Annotated in this window: 17 protein-coding genes; 12 read left to right on the top strand and 5 right to left on the bottom strand. The window is 70.8% G+C overall.

All coding sequences use genetic code 11. The annotated features are described in order from the left end of the window. Positions 1–45: 45 nt before the first annotated feature. A complete protein-coding gene (locus ACTOWY_RS08355; protein WP_441309035.1) occupies positions 46–699 on the top strand; it encodes a type VII secretion system-associated protein in 654 nt (217 codons plus the stop codon). 67 nt (positions 700–766) lie between these two features. Here the strand turns inward: ACTOWY_RS08355 and ACTOWY_RS08350 are convergent, their stop codons facing one another. Beyond that, positions 767–1,099 carry a hypothetical protein gene (locus tag ACTOWY_RS08350; protein WP_441309034.1) on the bottom strand — a complete coding sequence of 111 codons (333 nt, stop codon included), beginning with the start codon at positions 1,097–1,099 and terminating at the stop codon, positions 767–769. A gap of 645 nt (positions 1,100–1,744) precedes the next feature. On the opposite strand from ACTOWY_RS08350, the gene ACTOWY_RS08345 reads away from it, so the two are divergent. Then, positions 1,745–2,851 carry a VanZ family protein gene (locus ACTOWY_RS08345; RefSeq protein WP_441309033.1) on the top strand — a complete coding sequence of 369 codons (1,107 nt, stop codon included), beginning with the start codon at positions 1,745–1,747 and terminating at the stop codon, positions 2,849–2,851. Here the strand turns inward: ACTOWY_RS08345 and ACTOWY_RS08340 are convergent. Genes ACTOWY_RS08340 through ACTOWY_RS08325 form a run of 4 tightly spaced genes read right to left on the bottom strand, consistent with a single transcriptional unit; the run spans position 2,834 to position 6,657 of the window. Then, entirely contained in the window at positions 2,834–4,087 is a 1,254-nt protein-coding gene (locus tag ACTOWY_RS08340; RefSeq protein WP_441309032.1) for a cytochrome P450, read from the bottom strand. The genes ACTOWY_RS08345 and ACTOWY_RS08340 overlap by 18 nt on opposite strands. Positions 4,088–4,111: 24 nt before the next feature. Continuing rightward, positions 4,112–5,203, bottom strand: a complete 1,092-nt coding sequence (locus ACTOWY_RS08335) for a sensor histidine kinase (RefSeq protein WP_441309031.1) — start codon at positions 5,201–5,203, stop codon at positions 4,112–4,114. After that, complete coding sequence (locus ACTOWY_RS08330; RefSeq protein WP_441309030.1) at positions 5,200–5,859, bottom strand: response regulator; 660 nt, start codon at positions 5,857–5,859, stop codon at positions 5,200–5,202. The genes ACTOWY_RS08335 and ACTOWY_RS08330 overlap by 4 nt, the downstream gene beginning before the upstream one ends. 48 nt (positions 5,860–5,907) lie before the next feature. Continuing rightward, positions 5,908–6,657, bottom strand: a complete 750-nt coding sequence (locus tag ACTOWY_RS08325) for a sporulation protein (protein WP_441309029.1) — start codon at positions 6,655–6,657, stop codon at positions 5,908–5,910. A 227-nt stretch (positions 6,658–6,884) separates the two neighbouring features. On the opposite strand from ACTOWY_RS08325, the gene ACTOWY_RS08320 reads away from it, so the two are divergent. From ACTOWY_RS08320 to ACTOWY_RS08275, 10 genes are read left to right on the top strand one after another with little or no spacing between them, the layout of a single operon-like run. Then, the gene (locus tag ACTOWY_RS08320) at positions 6,885–8,255 is read left to right on the top strand and encodes a cytochrome P450 (RefSeq protein WP_441309028.1); all 1,371 of its coding nucleotides are present in this window, start codon (positions 6,885–6,887) and stop codon (positions 8,253–8,255) included. Further along, complete coding sequence (locus ACTOWY_RS08315; RefSeq protein WP_441309027.1) at positions 8,252–9,265, top strand: terpene synthase family protein; 1,014 nt, start codon at positions 8,252–8,254, stop codon at positions 9,263–9,265. The genes ACTOWY_RS08320 and ACTOWY_RS08315 overlap by 4 nt, the downstream gene beginning before the upstream one ends. A 16-nt stretch (positions 9,266–9,281) precedes the next feature. Further along, positions 9,282–10,424, top strand: a complete 1,143-nt coding sequence (locus ACTOWY_RS08310) for an acyl-CoA dehydrogenase family protein (protein ID WP_441309026.1) — start codon at positions 9,282–9,284, stop codon at positions 10,422–10,424. Further along, positions 10,421–11,899, top strand: a complete 1,479-nt coding sequence (locus ACTOWY_RS08305) for an amino acid adenylation domain-containing protein (protein WP_441309025.1) — start codon at positions 10,421–10,423, stop codon at positions 11,897–11,899. The genes ACTOWY_RS08310 and ACTOWY_RS08305 overlap by 4 nt, the downstream gene beginning before the upstream one ends. Further along, complete coding sequence (locus ACTOWY_RS08300) at positions 11,896–12,144, top strand: acyl carrier protein (RefSeq protein WP_247765007.1); 249 nt, start codon at positions 11,896–11,898, stop codon at positions 12,142–12,144. The genes ACTOWY_RS08305 and ACTOWY_RS08300 overlap by 4 nt, the downstream gene beginning before the upstream one ends. Continuing rightward, on the top strand, positions 12,134–13,327 hold the full coding sequence (locus ACTOWY_RS08295; RefSeq protein ID WP_441309024.1) for a cytochrome P450: 1,194 nt from the start codon (positions 12,134–12,136) through the stop codon (positions 13,325–13,327). Before ACTOWY_RS08300 ends, ACTOWY_RS08295 begins: the two co-directional genes overlap by 11 nt. Continuing rightward, positions 13,324–14,538 (top strand): hypothetical protein, encoded by a 1,215-nt coding sequence (locus tag ACTOWY_RS08290; protein WP_441309023.1) that lies wholly within the window; start codon positions 13,324–13,326, stop codon positions 14,536–14,538. Before ACTOWY_RS08295 ends, ACTOWY_RS08290 begins: the two co-directional genes overlap by 4 nt. Then, positions 14,535–15,380, top strand: coding sequence for an alpha/beta fold hydrolase (locus ACTOWY_RS08285; RefSeq protein WP_441309022.1), 846 nt, complete (start codon positions 14,535–14,537; stop codon positions 15,378–15,380). The genes ACTOWY_RS08290 and ACTOWY_RS08285 overlap by 4 nt, the downstream gene beginning before the upstream one ends. Beyond that, on the top strand, positions 15,377–16,543 hold the full coding sequence (locus ACTOWY_RS08280; protein ID WP_441309021.1) for a hypothetical protein: 1,167 nt from the start codon (positions 15,377–15,379) through the stop codon (positions 16,541–16,543). Before ACTOWY_RS08285 ends, ACTOWY_RS08280 begins: the two co-directional genes overlap by 4 nt. After that, positions 16,536–17,384 (top strand): DUF1295 domain-containing protein, encoded by an 849-nt coding sequence (locus ACTOWY_RS08275; protein WP_441309020.1) that lies wholly within the window; start codon positions 16,536–16,538, stop codon positions 17,382–17,384. The genes ACTOWY_RS08280 and ACTOWY_RS08275 overlap by 8 nt, the downstream gene beginning before the upstream one ends. The last annotated feature ends 36 nt before the right edge of the window (positions 17,385–17,420 follow it).

The raw sequence follows: 17,420 nt of genomic DNA, 5'->3' as shown, positions 1-17,420 counted from the left end.
GCCGGACACCAGGCAGGCAAGCGAGTACAGAAGTGAGGGAGCACGATGGACACCGTGACCGAGCCGGCCGAGGACGCCCAGCCGGGCGAGAACTGGTTCCTGTTGATGGACCCGGAATGGCGCCCGGCCACCGAGCACGAGCCGCCGCCGCTGGAGGCCGTGGTCGGCCTGTGGCCGGTGGAGGAGGACGGGCAGGTCGGCAAGTTCCGGGCCAACCCGGAGTACGTGCCCGCGGACGAGAACTCGCCCTCGGATCCGCTGGATGCCGTGCTGCGGCTGGTGTTGCAGGGCCGGGCCGAGGTCGACCACATCCAGTTGATGTTGCGGGACACGCTGTTCGACATCGGGATGAACGGCGACGGCCGCCCGCTGCTCACCCGGTCCCCTGACGACCTGCTGTGCGTGGTGGTGGCCAGCGGGGAAGCGCACCGCAGGCGGATCAGTTCACCGGAGTGGCGGCGGATCGACCTGGACGAGCTGGTGGTGTTGCTGGCCGACGGGGTGGACGTGCTGTTCAACCCGGGTGGGATGGCCTCGGTGCGGCTCACCGGTGACTTCATGCGCGAGACGCTGATGATGGGGGAGGAGGAGGTCGCCGAGCTGCATGCCCGGCACCACGATCTGACCGGGCTGCGCGTGGTGCCCTGGGAGCCCGGCACGGGCGAACCCGCCGACGAGGAGCCCGCGCCAGGAACGTGACGGCTCAACGAGACGGGCAACTGGTCCGGCCGGGCGGAGCTGGGGCTCCGCCCGAACCGTTCGGCGACTAGGGGCGGGGCAGCCGGATGAAGTAGGACTTGGCGAAGGCACCGCAGTTCGAGGCGGGCAGGGCGTTGGTGATCACGTAGCCGGGCGGGATGGGCGAGATGTCACAGATCCACATGCCGCTGCTCTGCACGGGCACCACGAACCAGGAACCGAGACCGTTGCACCCTTTGCCGACGATGGTGATGACCTGTCCCGCCGGGATCGGCGACCCGGCGCAGACCCAGTTCAGCGCCCCCGCGGTGGTGGCCGGTGCGGCGGGTGCCGGTGCGGCGCTGACCGGGCTGGCCGGGCTGGCCGGGCTGGCCGCAAGGATGCCGCCAGCGATAGCCATTCCGGCGATTGCGGTGGCCATTCCGGCCATTTTTGGCCAGCGCGAATTGCTTTTCATGGAGTTGTCCCCCTGTTGGATCAGGCGCTTCGGATGAAGTAGGTCGGGCCGCCGCAGTTCAGGTTGGTTCCGGTGAACTCGACCCAGAACCCGGGCGGCAACAGGCCGGACTGGCGGATCCACCTGCGGTCCTGTGCGGGCGTGCTGAACCAGGCAGTATCGGTGCACCCCGCGCCCTTGCCGGTGCTGACGCCCCGACCAGGGCCACGCCGACGAACACCATGACCTGCATGGCGATTGTCGACTAGCGCGGGCGCAGGCGTGCGGAATTGTTCAAAGAATCTCCTCGCTGTGGGATTTGATCCCGAAAGTGCCCCCCTGGGAAAAACGTTATCCGGGTCGGTGGTGGCGGGGAATACGCCAAACGGGCTAATTTCGCTACAAGCTGTAGCGTAATCCGCGGCGGGCGGTGTCGAGGGCAGGATGCGGGGACTCCACAATGGACAAACGGACCGAGCCGTTGCCTGATTGTCCACAATGGAGTAGGCGTCCCGCGTCGCGCGCCGGAACCGGCCGCGGTGGGCGGTAGCGTGCGCCACCGTGCCGGGCATCGGCCCGGTGTTCGTTCGCTGAGTGCAGAGGTTGTCCTTGACCAGGTTGCTGCCCGCGGTCCTCGCCATTGTCGGGGCGAGTCTGCTTGCCGTGGCGTTGTTCGCCCCGTTCGTCGTCCGCAGTTACCGCCGCCGCGGTGAGCTGGGCCTTGGCCAGGCGGTGCTGGCCTTCGGGTTCCTGCTCTACGCGCTGGCCCTGCTGGCCTACACGCTCTTCCCGATCCCGCAGATCGACGCGGCCTGGTGCGCGGCGCACGCCACCCATCCGCAGCTGACCCCGCTGGCGTCGCTGGCCGATGTGGCCAAGCTCCAGCGCGGCAACGGTTTTGGCGCCGTGCTGGCCAACCCGGCGGTGCAGCAACTGCTGTTCAACGTGGCGCTGTTCCTGCCCCTGGGCGCGTTCCTGCGGCACTACACCCGCCGCAGCGCGCCGGTGGTCATCCTGGCCGGGTTCGGGGTGTCGCTGTTCATCGAGTGCACCCAGCTCACCGGGAACTGGTTCCTCTTCGCCTGCCCGTACCGCCTTTTCGACGTGGACGACCTGATCACCAACACCTCGGGCGCCGCGCTCGGTGTGCTGGCCGCGCCGCTGCTGCGGCTGTTCGACCGCAGCACCGAGATTCCCGCGGGCGATCCCCGTCCGGTGACCACCTTCCGGCGGTTCCAGGGCATGCTGGTGGATCTGCTCTCGGTGGTGATCCTGGGTGGTCTGCTGGCCGGTTCCACCAACGTGATCGCGCACTTCGCCTTCCAGGTGTGGCTCAACGACAGCCCCGGCGGGCGGCTGGCGCTGACCGTGCTCAGCACCTGGCTGCCCGCCGTCGTCCTGCTGGCCATCCCGGCCCTGCGACCGAGCGGCGCCACCTTCGGCCAGCAGGCGGTCCGGTTGCGCCGCACCGGTCCGGACGGCGGCCACCCCGGCGTCCGGATCCTGCCCGCGTTGCTGGCAGGCACCTTCGGCTACTACCTGTTCAGCGGCCTGGAGCAGTACTGGCCCGGGCTGAGCTTCCTGCCGGGCCTGCTGGCCTTCGCCGCGGTGGTGTTCGCCTGGCGCCCGCGCAGTCACCGCGGCTTCTCCGGTCTGGTCTCCGGCCTGCGCGTGATCGACGCCCGGACGGCGGTCGAGTCACCACGCGACCGGTAGCGATTCGATGCCGTGGATGAACGAGTCGCGGCGGAAGGCGATGGCACTGCCGGGGTCGGCCAGGCGCAGCTCCGGCAGCCGGGTCAGCAACGCGGTGAGCGCGGCGCGCAGTTCGAGGCGGGCCAGTGGCGCGCCCAGGCAGTGGTGCGCGCCGAAGCCGAAGGCGACGTGTCCCCTGGTGTGCCGGGTCAGGTCCAGGGTGTCCAGGTCGGGGCCGAACGCGGGGTCGCGATTGGCCGCGGCCAGGGACGCGCTGATCATCGTGCCCGCTGGATAGGTCTGCTCGCCGACCGTGGTGTCGGCGAGCGCGAGCCGGGGGAATCCGCTGGACACCACGCTGGTGAAGCGCAGGATTTCCTCCACGGCCCGGCCCACCGCCTCGTGCTCGTCCTGGGCGATGGCGGCCCGGAACAGCTTGAGCTGGTCCGGATTTTCCAGCAGCGCCAGCACACCCAGCGCGATGGTGTTGGCGGTGGTGTCGTGTCCGGCGATCAACAGCAGGTTGGCCAGTCCGGCGATCTCGTCATCGTCGACACCGCCGTCCGCGACGGCCTGCTGACCGTGCTCGCGGACGAGGTAGCCGAGCAGGTCGTCACCGGGCGCGCGCCGGGCCTTGGCGACCAGTTCCCGCATGTAGTCCAGGGCCTCGTCCTCCAGGGCGCCGCGCCGGGCGGGCGGCAGGGTGGAGGAACTGATCAGGGCGGCCCGTCGCTGGAACTGGTCCTGGTCGGCGTAGGGGACGCCGAGCAGGCGGCAGATCACCAGCGACGGAACGGGCATGGCGAAGCCGGACACCAGATCGCCAGGGGCGCCCGCGGCGACGAACTGGTCCAGCTGCTGGCTGACCACGAGTTCTACTTGCGGGGCAAGGGTTTTGATCGCCCGGACGGTGAAACGCGGTGCCACGGTGCGCCGCACCCGGCCGTGTTCGGGCGCGTCCATGAGCAGCAGCATGCCTGCCCGGCGGCGGCGGATCTGCTCCTCGGTCAGGCCGATGGCGGTGCCCTCGGGCGGTGGCACCGAGCCCAGGCTGAGCGTGTCCGTGCCGTGCACCGCGTGCGCCTGGGCGTGCCCGGCCACCAGGGTGCTGACCCGGCCGGTCACGGTGGTGACCGGGCAACTCGTCCCGCTCGCCTGCACCGCGCGCAGCGAGGCGTGCGGGGCGAACCGGTCCCGGCGCGACCCGAGTGGCTGCAAGCTCTCCGCGGCCGGCCGGTGGTCGGTGGATTCGGTCATGGTTGGCCTTTCGTCGTCGGGCCATCAGGTGAGCGGAAGTCGCAGCCGGAGCTGGAATCCGCCGTCGGCCGTGGGGCCCGCGTGGAATCGCCCGTCCAGCAGGGCAGCCCGTTCCTGCAAGCCGATGAGCCCGTGGCGGGCGCTGGGCAGGGCGAGGGCGGGCCGGCTGGACGCGGTGTTGGTGACGGTGACGGTCAGGTCGGTGTTGTCCTGGTTGAACTCGATAATGGCCTTGGCACCGGGGGCGTGCTTGCGGACGTTGGTCAGCGCCTCCTGGATGGTGCGGTAGATGGCCCGCTGCACCGGCGCCTCGATGCCAGTGGGGATGCCGCCGGTCAGCTCGATGTCGATCCCGCTGTTGTCGATCAGCCAGCGCAGCTCGGTCAGCGTGGGCTGCGGGGCGAGTTCGGTGGCGGGGGTACCGGCGGCGCGCAGCAGGTTGATCATGTGCCGCAGTTCGTCCAGGGTGTTCACCGACAGCGTGCGGATGTGCGCCGCCGCCGCCCGCGCGGTCGGATCGGTGGTGCTCACCGTGACCACGGCGGCCTGCACCGCGATCAGGCTGACCTGGTGGGAAACGACGTCGTGCATCTCGCGGGCCAGCTGGTTGCGTTCCTTGGTCAGGATCACCTGGGCGTCGAGTTGCCGTTCGTGGTCCCTGGCTTCCTGGACCTCGGCCAGCCGCAGGGCCAGTTCGTGCCGGGTGCGCAGGAACCGGCCGAGCAGGATCGACCCGCCCGCCAGCAAGATCGAGTCCATCAGGTTGAGCGCCAGTTCGGTGGCCGTGACAGCCGAGCCCGGCGCGGGCAGCGGGAAGAACTGGCAGACCGCCACGGCCAGCCCGCAGCCGCTGATCAGCCACCAGTTCCGGTACCGGGCGGCGACCGTGTACAGGACAACGATTGCCGGGATAAGCAAATCGAGGAACATCAGGGCGGGCAGCGCCAGCACGAAGGCGGGTAACGGCCAGCGGTGCCGCGGCACCAGCGCGAGCACGGCGAGCACGCCGAACGCGGTGGCCGCGGTCAGCTCGGTGAACGCGGCGAAGGTCGCCTCGATCGCGGCGACGCCGACCACAGCGGCGGTGACGGGCCACTCGCGCGGCCGGTGGGTCATGGCCGGGGTCCCGGCTCGGCGAGCAGGCCGGCGCGCTCGGCCACCAGCGCCGCCTGCACCCGGCTGCCCACCCGCAGCTTGGTCAGGATGGCGCTGACGTGGTCCTTCACCGTGCCAGCGCTGAGGTGCACCCGGGCGCCGATCTCGTTGTTGGACAAGCCTTCCGCGATCAGCACCAGCACCGCGTGCTCCCGTTCGGAGAGCTGTCCGGCCCGCGCCACGGCCGCCGCGTCCGTGCGCGCCCCGAGGTAGCCGTCCACCACCGTGCGGGTGACCTTGGCGGAGAGCACCACCCCGCCCGCGGCCAGGGTGCGCACCAGCTGGGCCAGCTGCACGGGCGCGGTGTCCTTGAGGATGAAACCGGCCGCGCCGGAACGCAACGCGGTGGCGATGTACTCATCGGAGTCGAAGGTGGTCAGCATGGCCACCACCGGTGCGGGGCGCAGGCACTGGAGCCGGCGCAGCACGGTGAGTCCGTCCACATCGGACATCCGGATGTCCAGCAACACCACATCGGGCCGCTGCCGTTCCACCTCGCGCACCGCCTGCTCGCCGGACGCGGTGGCCACCACCTGGATGTCCCCTGCCGCCTGGAGGATGAGGCGGAAACCGGACCGCACCAGCTCTTCGTCGTCCACGACGACCACCCGAATCACGCCACGCTCCTTTGCGGGGTCCAGACTCGCCTGCACCAGCTCAGGCGATCACTGGCCGCGCTCGGCGGTCAGGGTGAGCCAGCCGGAGATCATCGGGGCCCAGTCGTTGACCCGCGCGTCCAGGTGCGACATCCGGAAGTGGCCGAAAGCGTTGTCGCCCTGCGGGAACACGCCCCCGCGCCGGTCGGCCGTCAGCAGCACGCACAGCTCGGACTGGCTTGCCACGAAGATCAGTTCGACCTCCTCGATCCGGTCCGTGAACTGGGTGGGCGGGGCGAACGCGAGTGCCTGGTAGCAGCCCAGCTCCTGGGGCGGGTCCGGCACCCGGCCCGCTTCCACCCCGGTGCCGCGGAAGGAGAAACCGAGCTGCCGCAACACGTCGAGGACCCGCTGCTGGGCGGGCAGCGGGTTGACCTGCACCCAGTCGAGGTCGCACGAGCCCGGCCCCACCAGCTCGGTCCGGATCGCCGCGGCCGTCCGGGGCAGCGGCGCACCACTGACCGCGGTGATCGGCATTTCCCACGGCACCGGCAGCTGGAACGGGAGGATGGCCAGCTCACCGGCTGACATCCGCAGGCCGTCCCGCAGCACCAGCCGGGCGTACTCGGCGCCACCGCCGGGCCCGCTCTCGCTCTCCGCTTCGGTGACCAGCGACAGCAGGACCTGGCTGATCTCGCCCGCCGCGGACCCGCCGTGCACGCGCACCTGTCCGCGTACCGGCTGGCCGGGCATGGCGTGCGGCGAGTCCAGGACCGTCGTGACGGTGGGGCCACCGATGCCGACCTCGCTCAGTGTCATGTGGATCAGCCTCGCGGGCGCCAGCTGCCTGCCACATCAGTCAGGAGTCCAGAACGGTGCTCTGACTGGCTGGATGGCCCCCCGCCGGGTGGGGGGAGCTGTCGTGGCTCTCCCGTGCGGTGTGCAGGGCAGGGGCCGACCGGCGGGGGATCTTCCCTCCGGTCGGGGGGTTGTTCTGGTCGCCTGACGGATGGGTCTGCGCCGCGCCACGCGCGAGGCTGCTCCACATGGCCCTAGCGGAGGAACGCCGTCAGTACCGGCTGGGCGACGCCCCAGGGCGATTGCCGTTGCTGGGCAACGCGCTGCACATCTTCCGGGATCCGCTGAACTACCTGCCCGCGCTGCGGGAGCAGGGCGATGTGGTGCGGGTGCGGCTGGGGCGCAGCACCGCGTACATGGCGGTGACGCACGACGTGGTCCAGGAGGTGCTGCACAACCCGCGGACCTTCGACAAGGGCGGGGAGTTCATCGACAAGATGCGGGTCATCCTCGGCGACGGGGTGGGCACCTGCAGCTCGCGGACGCACAAACGCCAGCGCGGCTTCATCCAGCCTGCCTTCCAGAAGGCCAAGATCGAGGCATACAGCGGGGTGATGGCCCGGCACGTGGCCGAGCTGGTCGACTCCTGGCGGCCGGGGCAGGAGATCAACCTGCCGGGCGAGATCAGCAGGCTGACCACCCGGGTGACCGCGCAGCTGATGTTCTCCGACGAGCGGATCGGCGCGGACGCGATCGCGGAGGTCCAGCGCTCCTTTCCGGTGGTGTGGCGGGGGGTCTACCGCCGGATGATGGTGCCGCTGCCGGTGGTGCACCAGGTCCCGACCAAGGCCAACCGGGAGTTCCGGCATGCGCTCCAGCGGCTGGAGGACGTCATCTCCGGCATGCTGGCCGGCTACCGCGCGGGCACCCGGCCGGATGAGGACTTCCTGTCGATCCTGTTGTCGGCGCGGGACGAACAGGGCAACGGCCTGAGCGACACCGAGATCCGCGACGAGTTGATGACGGTGCTCGCGGCCGGTGTCGAGACCCCGGCCGCCGGCCTCACCTGGGCGCTGTACCTGCTGAGCAGACATCCCGAGGCCGAGGCCCGGCTGCACGCGGAGGTCGACTCGGTGCTCAACGGCCGCGTCGCCACCGAGGCGGACTTCCCGGCGCTGCCGTTCACCAACCGCGTGGTGAACGAGGCCCTGCGGCTGTACCCACCGGTCTGGTTCATCACCCGCCGGGCCACCGTGGACACCACCCTGGGCGGGCACCGGATCCCTTGCGGCGCAAGCATCCTGTTCAGCCCCTACGCCCTGCACCGCGACCCGGCGGTGTTCGCCGATCCGGACGCCTTCGCGCCCGACCGCTGGCTGCCCGAGAACCTCCGGACCCTGCCGAAGAACGCGGTGATCTCCTTCAGCGGCGGCACCCGCAAATGCCTCGGCGATGTGCTGGCCAACCACGAGATGACCATCGCGCTGGCCGCCATCACCGCCCGCTGGACGCTGCGGCACAAGCCGGGCCACACGCTGTGCCCGGTGGCCAAGGCGGAGCTGACCACCGGCGACCTGCCGATGATCCTGCAGCCCCGCCGCCCCGGAATCACGTCGTGACCGATGCGCCCGCGGACCTAGCCGGAGCGTTGCGCCTGGATCCGCCGGCCGGGCACCCGCTGCTCGACCTGCCCTCGGCGATTTCCCCGCACCTGGCCGAACTCGAAGGCGGCATCCTCGACTGGGCCGACCGGGACGCGCTGCTGGACGGCCCCAGCGCACGGGACAAGCTCGCCCGCACCCGGCTCGGCGAACTCATCGCCCGCTCGTACCCGACCATCGCCCCAGCCCGGATCCCCGCCGTCACGGGCTGGTTCACCTGGGCGTTCGTCATCGACGACTGCCACGAGCAGCCGAGCGGCGACTACGACGCGGCGGCGGCCCGCACGATGGACATCCTCGCCGGTGCACCAGGATTGGCTGGCGCGACACCGCTGGAAGCCCAGCTGTCCGAGGTGTGGCACCGGCTGTCGGCCGGGATGAGCACGTCCTGGCGGCACCGGTTCGCCCTGCACATGGCGCATTTCCTGGTCGCCTTCAAGTACGAGGCGTTCAACCGGCGGCACCGGCAGGTCCCGGATCTCGGGTGGTACCGCCAGTTCCGCCGGTCCTCCGGCGGCATCACCCCGTCGCTGGACCTGATCGAGGTGGCCACCGGCCAGGAGGTTCCCGCGCTGCTGCACGAGTTCGAGGAGACCCGGCTGATGTTCAACCGGGCGGCCGACGTCGTGGTCTGGGTGAACGACATCGTGTCGCTGCGCAAGGAACTGGCCGCGGGCGAGGTCAGCAACGGCGTCCTGGTGCTGGCCCGCGAACGCGACCTGGACCTGCAAACGGCCGTCGACGAGACCTACGTCCTCATCGGCGGCCAGCTCGCGGAGTTCCACCAGGCGGAGGCCGAGGCGGAAACCCTGCTGGGGCACTGGCGCGGCCTGGAACCCGCGGCGGTCGACGCCGTGCGGACCTTCGCCGACGGTCTGCGCTCCTGGATGCGCGGGAACCTCGATTGGTCCGCGCACAGCGACCGCTACCAGGTCACCGACGGCATCCGGCTGGCCACCGTCAACTGACAATGGGGGCAGGGCAATGGATTTCGAGCCGAACCAGGAACAGCGCGCACTGGCCGAGCGCGCGTTCGAACTGGGCTCCGCACTGAACGGCGGTCTGGCGGAGCGAGTGCGCGCGGGGCGGTTCGACCGGGATATGTGGCGTCGCTGCGGGGAATTCGGGCTGTTGGGGCTGAGCGTGCCCACCGCGGACGGCGGCCTTGACCTGGACTCGCTGAGCACCTCGCTGGTGATCGAAGCCTTCGCCAAGGGCTGCCAGGACCTGGGGCTGCTCTTCTCCGCCTGCGCGCACCTGTTCGCCTGCGCGATGCCGATCGCCGAACACGGCGGGCCGGAGCTGCGCACCCGGCTGTTGCCCAGGCTGATCTCGGGGGAGTGGATCGCCGCGAACGCGATCACCGAGCCGGAGGCGGGCTCCGACGTGCACGCGTTGCGCACCACCGCGATCCGAGACGGCGCGGACTACGTGCTCAACGGCGTGAAGAGCTTCGTCACCAACGGTCCGGTCGCCGACCACATCCTGGTCTACGCCAGCACAAACCCCGCCGACGGGCACTTCGGGCTCAGCGCGTTCGTGGTGGACCGGCACTCGCCTGGACTCACCGTCGGGCCGAGTTTTGCCAAGCCTGGCCTGGCGACCTCGCCCCTGTCCCCGATCTACCTCGATGACTGCCGGGTGCCCGCCGCGAACCGGCTCGGCGCCGAAGGCGCGGGCAGCACCATCTTCGGCAGCTCCATGGCCTGGGAACGCACCTGCCTTTTCGCGGCCTACCTGGGATCGATGGACCGTCAACTGGCACAGACGATCGCGCACGTGCGCACCCGAAGGCAGTTCCGCAAACCACTGTCCCGGCAGCAGGCCGTCGCGCACCGGATCGCCGACATGAAGCTCCGCCTGGAGAGCGCTCGGCTGCTGCTGTACCGGGCCTGCACGCGGCGGGACCGTGGCATGGACAGCACCCTGGAGGTCTCCCTGGCCAAGCTGGCGGTCAGCGAGGCATCCATCCAGAACGCCCTCGACGCCATCCAGTTGCACGGGGCCACCGGTTTCCTGTCCGAGGGCGGCGTGGTCGACGCGCTCGGCGATGCCCTGCCCAGCACGATCTTCTCCGGCACCTCCGAGATCCACCGCGACCTCATCGCGAGAGGACTGGGGCTGTGAGGCTCGAACAGCTCCTGCGCGGACAGGCCCACCGCACCCCGGACGCGCTCGCGATCAGCGCTCCGGACGGTCAGCTGACCTACCGCGAACTCGACGACCTCGCCGACCGGCTCGCCGGTGCACTGGCCGATCTAGGGGTGCGCGGCGGGGACTTGGTGTTGCTGTGGCTGGACAAGTCGGCCTTCGCCGTGGCCGCCATGCAGGCCGTGCTGCGGCTGGGCGCGGCCTATGTCCCGGTCGACTCCCACAGCCCGGCCCGGCGGGTCGCCGACCTGATCGCGGACTGCGCGTCCGCGGCGGTGATCACGACCCGGGAGCGGCTGGCCGAACTGGCTGAGTTAAACCCCGAGCTGACCTCGATGCCCGCCCTGAGCCCTGGGGAGTTCCCGGCCCGGCCCGGTCCCGACCAATCGGTCGGTTCGCCCGGGGAACTGGCCTACGTGCTCTACACCTCCGGATCCACCGGCAAGCCCAAGGGCGTCTGCGTCACCCATCGCGCCGCACTCGCCTTCGTCGACTGGGCGGTCGGTTTGCTTGCTGTGCACGGCGGGGATCGGCTGGCCAACCACGCCCCGTTCCAGTTCGACCTGTCCGTGTTCGACCTGTACGCGGCCTTCCACACGGGCGCCTCGGTGCACCTGATTCCGGCGGGCACCCCGGCCCGCGGCCTGGTGCGTTTCATCCGGGAACACCAGATCACCGTCTGGTACTCGGTGCCCTCGGCCCTGACCCTGATGATGGAACACGGCCGTCTACTGGAAATAGACGACCTGCCGCTGCGGGCCGTGCTGTTCGCGGGCGAGGTCTTCCCACTGCCCGACCTCAAGGCACTGCGGGCGCGCTGGCCAGAGCTGGCGCTGTACAACTTCTACGGCCCCACCGAAACGAACGTCTGTACCTACCACCCGGTCGGTTCGCTTCCCACCGAGCACACCACCCCGATCCCCATCGGCACCGCCGCGTGTGACAACCAGGTCTGGGCCATCCGCCCGGACGGCAGCCGCGCTGGTCCCGGCGAGGTGGGCGAGCTGGTGGTGGACGGGCCAACGGTGATGGCCGGTTACCTGGGCGAAGCCGTTGGCCGGCAAGGGCCTTACGCCACCGGTGATCTCGTCCGGCCGCGTGCCGACGGCGCGTTCGACTACCTCGGCCGCCGCGACCATCAGGTCAAGGTTCGCGGCCACCGGGTGGAACTGGGTGAGATCGAGGCGGTGCTGGCCGCGCACCCGGACTTGGCCGAGGCGGTGGTCCTGGTGACCGGCAGCGGGCACCGGGCCCGGCTGTGCGCCTGTGTCCGTGCCCGCGCGGGCCGCACGCCGTCCGCCATCGAGGTGAAGCGGTTTCTCGCCGAACGGCTGCCGCGTCACCTGGTCATCGACACCCTCCGCCAGTTCGAGCAGCTGCCCCGGACCGCCACCGGGAAGGTGGACCGGCAGCAGCTGCTCGCCGAAATACAGGGAGAGAAACACCGGTGAACGAGACCGAGAAGCAGCTGCACCAGTTCATCGCCGAGGTGTTGCTACCCGGGGAGGACATCGAGTTCGACGCCGACACCCCACTGCTGGAGTACCGGCTGATCGACTCGCTCAACGTCGAGCAGCTGATGGTGCACGTGGAGCACACCTACGCGGTCTCCCTGGAACGACACACCCCGTCCCAGTGGAACACCATCCGCAAGATGGCCGCACTCATCCAGGCGGGCGGTGCCGGTGCGCACTGAGCCTGGCCCGCCGCCGCACCAGCCATTCGACCTGGCCGATCCGGCCGCCTACGCGACGGGCAGCGCGCACAGCACCTGGCACCGCCTACGCCAGACCGAACCAGTGCGTGTGGACCGCACCCCGTCCGGCGTGCCCTACTGGTCGGTCTTCACCCACCGGGACTGCGCGGCAATCCTGCGCGACACCAACACTTTCAGCTCCGCGTCCGGCACCATCCTGGACTCCATCGGAGCCCCGGACCCGGCGGGCGGACGCACCGTGGTCCTCGCCGACCCGCCGGCGCACGCCCCGCTCCGCGCACTCACCATGCGCCACCTCGGCCCGGCCGCGGTGCGCGCGCACGCCGAGGCGATCCGCGAGCGCGTGCACCGCCTGGTCGCCGCCCTGCCCTTGGGCGAGCAGGACATCATGCCTGCCTTGCGGCGACTGCCGATGCTCGCCCTGGGCCCGCTGCTGGACCTGCCCGAGCGGGACTGGGACGCCATGGTGTTCCACGCGATCGGCTGCATCGCCCCCGCCGACCCGGAATTCACCAGGGGCAGCACCACAACCACCCTCCAGCACACGCACGCCAAGCTCTTCCACCTGATCCACACCGCCCTGCAGAACGGCAACGCCTTCGCCGACGACCTGCGCTCGATCACCCTGTCCGACGGACCCACCAGCAGCCGCGATGTGCTGCTGAACCTCTACAGCACCCTGATCGGCGGCAACACCACCACACCCCATGTCGCGGCACACCTGTTGCTGCGCCTGGCCGAACAACCCGAGCTGTGGGACGCCGAACCCGCCCACCTCCCGGCCCTGGTCGAGGAGGGCGTGCGCTGGGCCACCCCAACCCAGAGCCTGGTCCGCCGGGTGACCACCGATATCGAACTCGGCGGCAGGCAACTCCGCGCGGGCGACTGGGTGGCCGCCTGGGTAGCCTCGGCCAACCGAGACGAGTCCGTCTTCCCCGACCCGTACCGGTTCACCCCCGGCCGCCCGGCCAGCGCCCACCTCGGCTTCGGCCGCGGAGCGCACTACTGCGCCGGCGCGCAGGCCGCCCGGCTGCTGCTCAGCTCGCTGATCGAGGAACTGGCCCACCGCCGCCTGCGCTTCAGCCTCGTCCAGGAGCCACAGCACCTCAGTTCCACCGCCATCAACGGGATCACGACCATGCCGATGAGGTTCTTCCGATGATGTTCCAGCCAGGCGAACCCATTCCGCAGACCATGGCCGGTTACGGCGAACTCGCCGTCCGGCGGCTCTGCCAGGCCTCCGGGCTGGCCGAGCTGGAAACCCAGGCCGTCGACGGCTACCGGATCATGACCGAATCCTGGGGCCAGCGGCGGATCGAGGACGGCCCGCCCTGGTCGATCCTCACCCCGGACAGCACGCCGATCGAGTATTCCGTTCTCCTGCAAGACGAACCGGTCGCCGTGCGAGTGGCCATCGAGGCCCTCGCCGACCCACCGACCCCCGACGGCTACTGGGCCAACGCGCAACGGCTGACCGCGCGCCTGGCCGAGACCTACGGCCTGTACACCGAGCACCTGCACCGGATCGAGCACCTGTTCGCCCCACGCCCCGGCCTGCGCCAGCCCATGGTGGCACTGCACGTCATGGGCTGGTCCCGCACCGGGGCCCCCGAAGGCAAGATCTACCTGTGCGTGCCCCGGTCCGAACCCGGCTACTGCGGGCCGATCTACGACGAAGCACTGACCCTGCTCGGGTTTCCCGGCCAGTGGCAACGGATCGCGGACGCCCTGCACCCGGATGACGTGGTGCCCTTCTTCTCCCTGGACCTCAGCGACGCGCCCTCGGCCCGCACCAAGGTGTACGTGCAGCACCGGGGAAGACTGACCGCACAACGCCTGGAGCGTTTCGACCGCCTCGCCGCCAACCCACACGCCGGGGCTGGCCCGGCACTGGCCAGGATCGCCAACCGCGCGGAACAACGCTCGGCCTGGGCTCCCGGCGCCACCGCCCGGACCAAACTCCAGTGGCGGTCCAACAGCCGTCGCTACTGGTCGGCCGACACCTACGTGGCGCTGGTGCACGGCCAATCGCAGCCGATTGACACCGTGCTGCACCAGTTCGCGCTGCCCACCCGCTGCCGCAACGACGCCGAGTCCGACCGGATGGTGCACGAGGTTCTGGATGCCTTCGCCGTCTCCGACCGCAGCCGCGCGGCCTACACCCGCTGCGTGGATTCCCTGGTCGGACCAGACCCGGCGAAGCAGATGTACAACCTCACCTACGTCAGCGCCCGTCACGACGACTCCGGCACACCCCGGATCGCGGTGTACTTCAACCCCCGGATGTTCCACTCCCGCTTCGGCCTGACCAACGGCGACCTGGCCCAGACCTGGCGTTTCCAGGGCATGTCCGTGCCCAGGACCGAGTGGTGAGCCCGGTGCGCACCGGCCTGCTGCGGGTGCCCGGCGCCGGACTGCACTACGCGATCTGCGGCAGCGGCCCGCCACTGGTGATCCTGCCGGGCGGTGGCGGCGACGCCGACTGCGCGGGCCCGCTCACCGAGACCCTGGCCGCCGACTTCACCGTGCTGACGTACGACCGCCGCGGCCAGACCCGCACCACGGTCGACGATCCCGTTGCCGCGCCTGGCATCCGGCAGCACGCGGCGGACGTGCACGGCCTGCTGACCGGCCTCGGCCTGACCGGGGCAGTGGTGTTCGGCTCCAGCACCGGCGCGGTGATCGGACTCGACCTGGTACGGCAGCACCCGGACCTGATCCGCCGTTTCGTCGCCCACGAACCGCCGCTGCCGTCGCTGCTCGATGCCGAGGACCGGGCGGCGGTGCACGGCGTGGTCGGTCAGGCACAACGGCTGCACCGCACCGGCGGCTGGCAGGCGGTGTTCCGGCGGATGAGTCAGGTGCTGGAAGTGCCGCTGACCGACCACACCGACCGCACCGCCGAGGTGGCCTGGTCACCACCGACCCGGCGCACCTCGGCCAACCTGAACTTCTTCCTCACCAACGATTTCGGCGCCACCTGGGAGTACCAGCCGGACGAGCAGGCGTGGGCGGCTCTGCGCGAGTCGGCCACGGTGATCACTCCGGCGGTGCGCGCGTGTGGGACCGGCCGGGAGACCCTGCTGACCCGCTCCACCCTGGCCCTGGCCGAGCTGCTCGGCACCGCCACGGTCGAGCTGCCCGGCGGCCACGACGGCTACCGCACCCACCCCTACTCCTTCGCCGCGGCCCTGCGGGAGGTGCTGGCCGGATGACCACCATGCGCGAGTTCGGCGAGACCGCCCTGCGCGAACTGTGTCGCGCCACCGACCTGCCCGACCTGGCACCCCAGGTGCTCGACGGCTACCGGACCCTGACCGAGTCCTGGGGCGACCGCCGGATCGACCAGCCCCCACTCTGGTCCACCCTGACCTCCGACAACACCCCGCTGGAACTCTCCGTCGTCCTCACCGACGGCCCGGTCGCGCTACGGGCCACCGTCGAGGCACTGGCCGAGCCCTCGAACCCGGCGACCTACTGGGCCGCCGCCCAACGACTGACCGCCCGGCTGACCGAGGTCTACGACCTGTCCCCGGCCCGGCTGCGCCGGATCGAGCACCTGCTGACCCCGGACCCGGCCCGGCGACCACCCATGGCCGCCTTCCACACCCTGAGCTGGTCCCGCGCCCGGCGCCCGGCAGGCAAGGTCTACCTCTGGCTCGGCGGTACCACACCACGCACCTGCGGCCCCACCTGCGACGAGCTGCTGACCGCACTCGGCTTCCCCGGCCAGTGGCCCCGCCTGGCCAACGCGCTGCACCCCGAGGACGTGCTGTCCTACCTCTGCCTCGACCTCGGCGACAGCCCGGCGGCCCGGGTGAAGCTGTACGCGCAGCATCGCGGCCGCCTCGCCGCCGAGCGTCTGGCCCGCCTGGACCGGCTCGCCCCGCACCGCCTTGCCGGAGACGGTCCGGCCCTGGCCCGGCTGGCCGAGAGCGCCGCGGCGCGATCCGGCTGGCCGGACGGGGTGCCCGCGCGCACCCGGCTGCAATGGCGGTCCAACAGCCGCCGCTTCTGGGCCTGCGGCACCTATATCGCCCTGGTCCACGGCAGGCCCGACCCGATCGACTCGGTCACCCACCAGTTCGCGCTGACCCCGCACTGCCGCAACGACAATGAGGCCCGCACGATGATCCGCGAGGTGCTGTCCGCCTACCAGGCCCCCGAAGCCGCGCGGTCGGCCTACGAGCGCTGCGCCGAGGTCTTCGCCGGTCCCGACCCCGCGTCCCAGATGTACGCACACACCTACGTCAGCGCCCAGCAGACCAGCGACGGCCCACCCCGGATCGCGGTGTACTTCAACCCCCGCATGTTCCACGCGAAGTTCGGCCTGACCAACGGCGACCTCGACCAGGCCCGGCGGTTCCACCATGCCTGACCTCGCCCCACTGGGCCTCAACCTGGCCCTCACCTTGGCCTTGGTGCTCCTGCTGACCCTGATCACCTTCTGGGTGGCCGTGCGCCGGAACCGCTACGACACCATCGACAGCGTCTGGGGCCTCGGCTTCGTCGTGGTGGCCCTGGCCGGATTCGCCCTCTCCGCCGGTCACGGCACCCTGCCCGTCCGCCTGCTGGTCACCACACTCACCGTGATCTGGGGCCTGCGCCTGTCCGCGCACATCCACGCCCGCAACCGGCACCGGCGCGAGGACCGGCGCTACGCCGCCATCGTGGTCATGGCCAACGCCCGCCCCCGGCCGAAGACCTTCCTGCTGACCAGGGTCTACCTGGTGCAGGCCGGGTACCTGTGGCTGGTCTCGCTGCCGGTCCAGCTCACCCAGTACCTCGGCGGCGAACTGAGCTTGCTGCACTGGATCGGCACCGGCGTCTGGCTGACGGGTTTCTATCTGGAGGCAGTCGCGGACGGGCAGTTGCGCCGATTCCGCGCCGACCCGGCCAACCACGGCAAGGTCCTCGACCAGGGCCTGTGGCGCTACACCCGGCACCCCAACTACTTCGGCGACGCCTGCCTGTGGTGGGGCCTGTACCTGCTCGCCTGCGACACCTGGCTCGGCGCCGCCACCGTCTTCGCCCCACTGCTGATGACGGCCCTGCTGGCCGGCGGCTTCGGCGGCAAACCCATCCTGGAACGCCACCTCCGCCTGCACCGCCCGGACTACGCCGCCTACGCCCGCCGCACGAGCGGCTTCTTCCCGTTGCCACCGGGAAAATCGGGCAACCAGGCGGGACTCCGAGGCAAACCAGGCAGCCACGGATAGCTGCCGCCACCGGCTGCCCCTATACAAGGAGTGGAG

This window comes from Crossiella sp. CA198 (genome assembly GCF_052078295.1).
Lineage (GTDB): Bacteria > Actinomycetota > Actinomycetes > Mycobacteriales > Pseudonocardiaceae > Crossiella.
The sequence above is the reverse complement of the archived record's forward strand: the minus strand, read 5'-3'. Positions and strand labels throughout refer to the sequence as shown.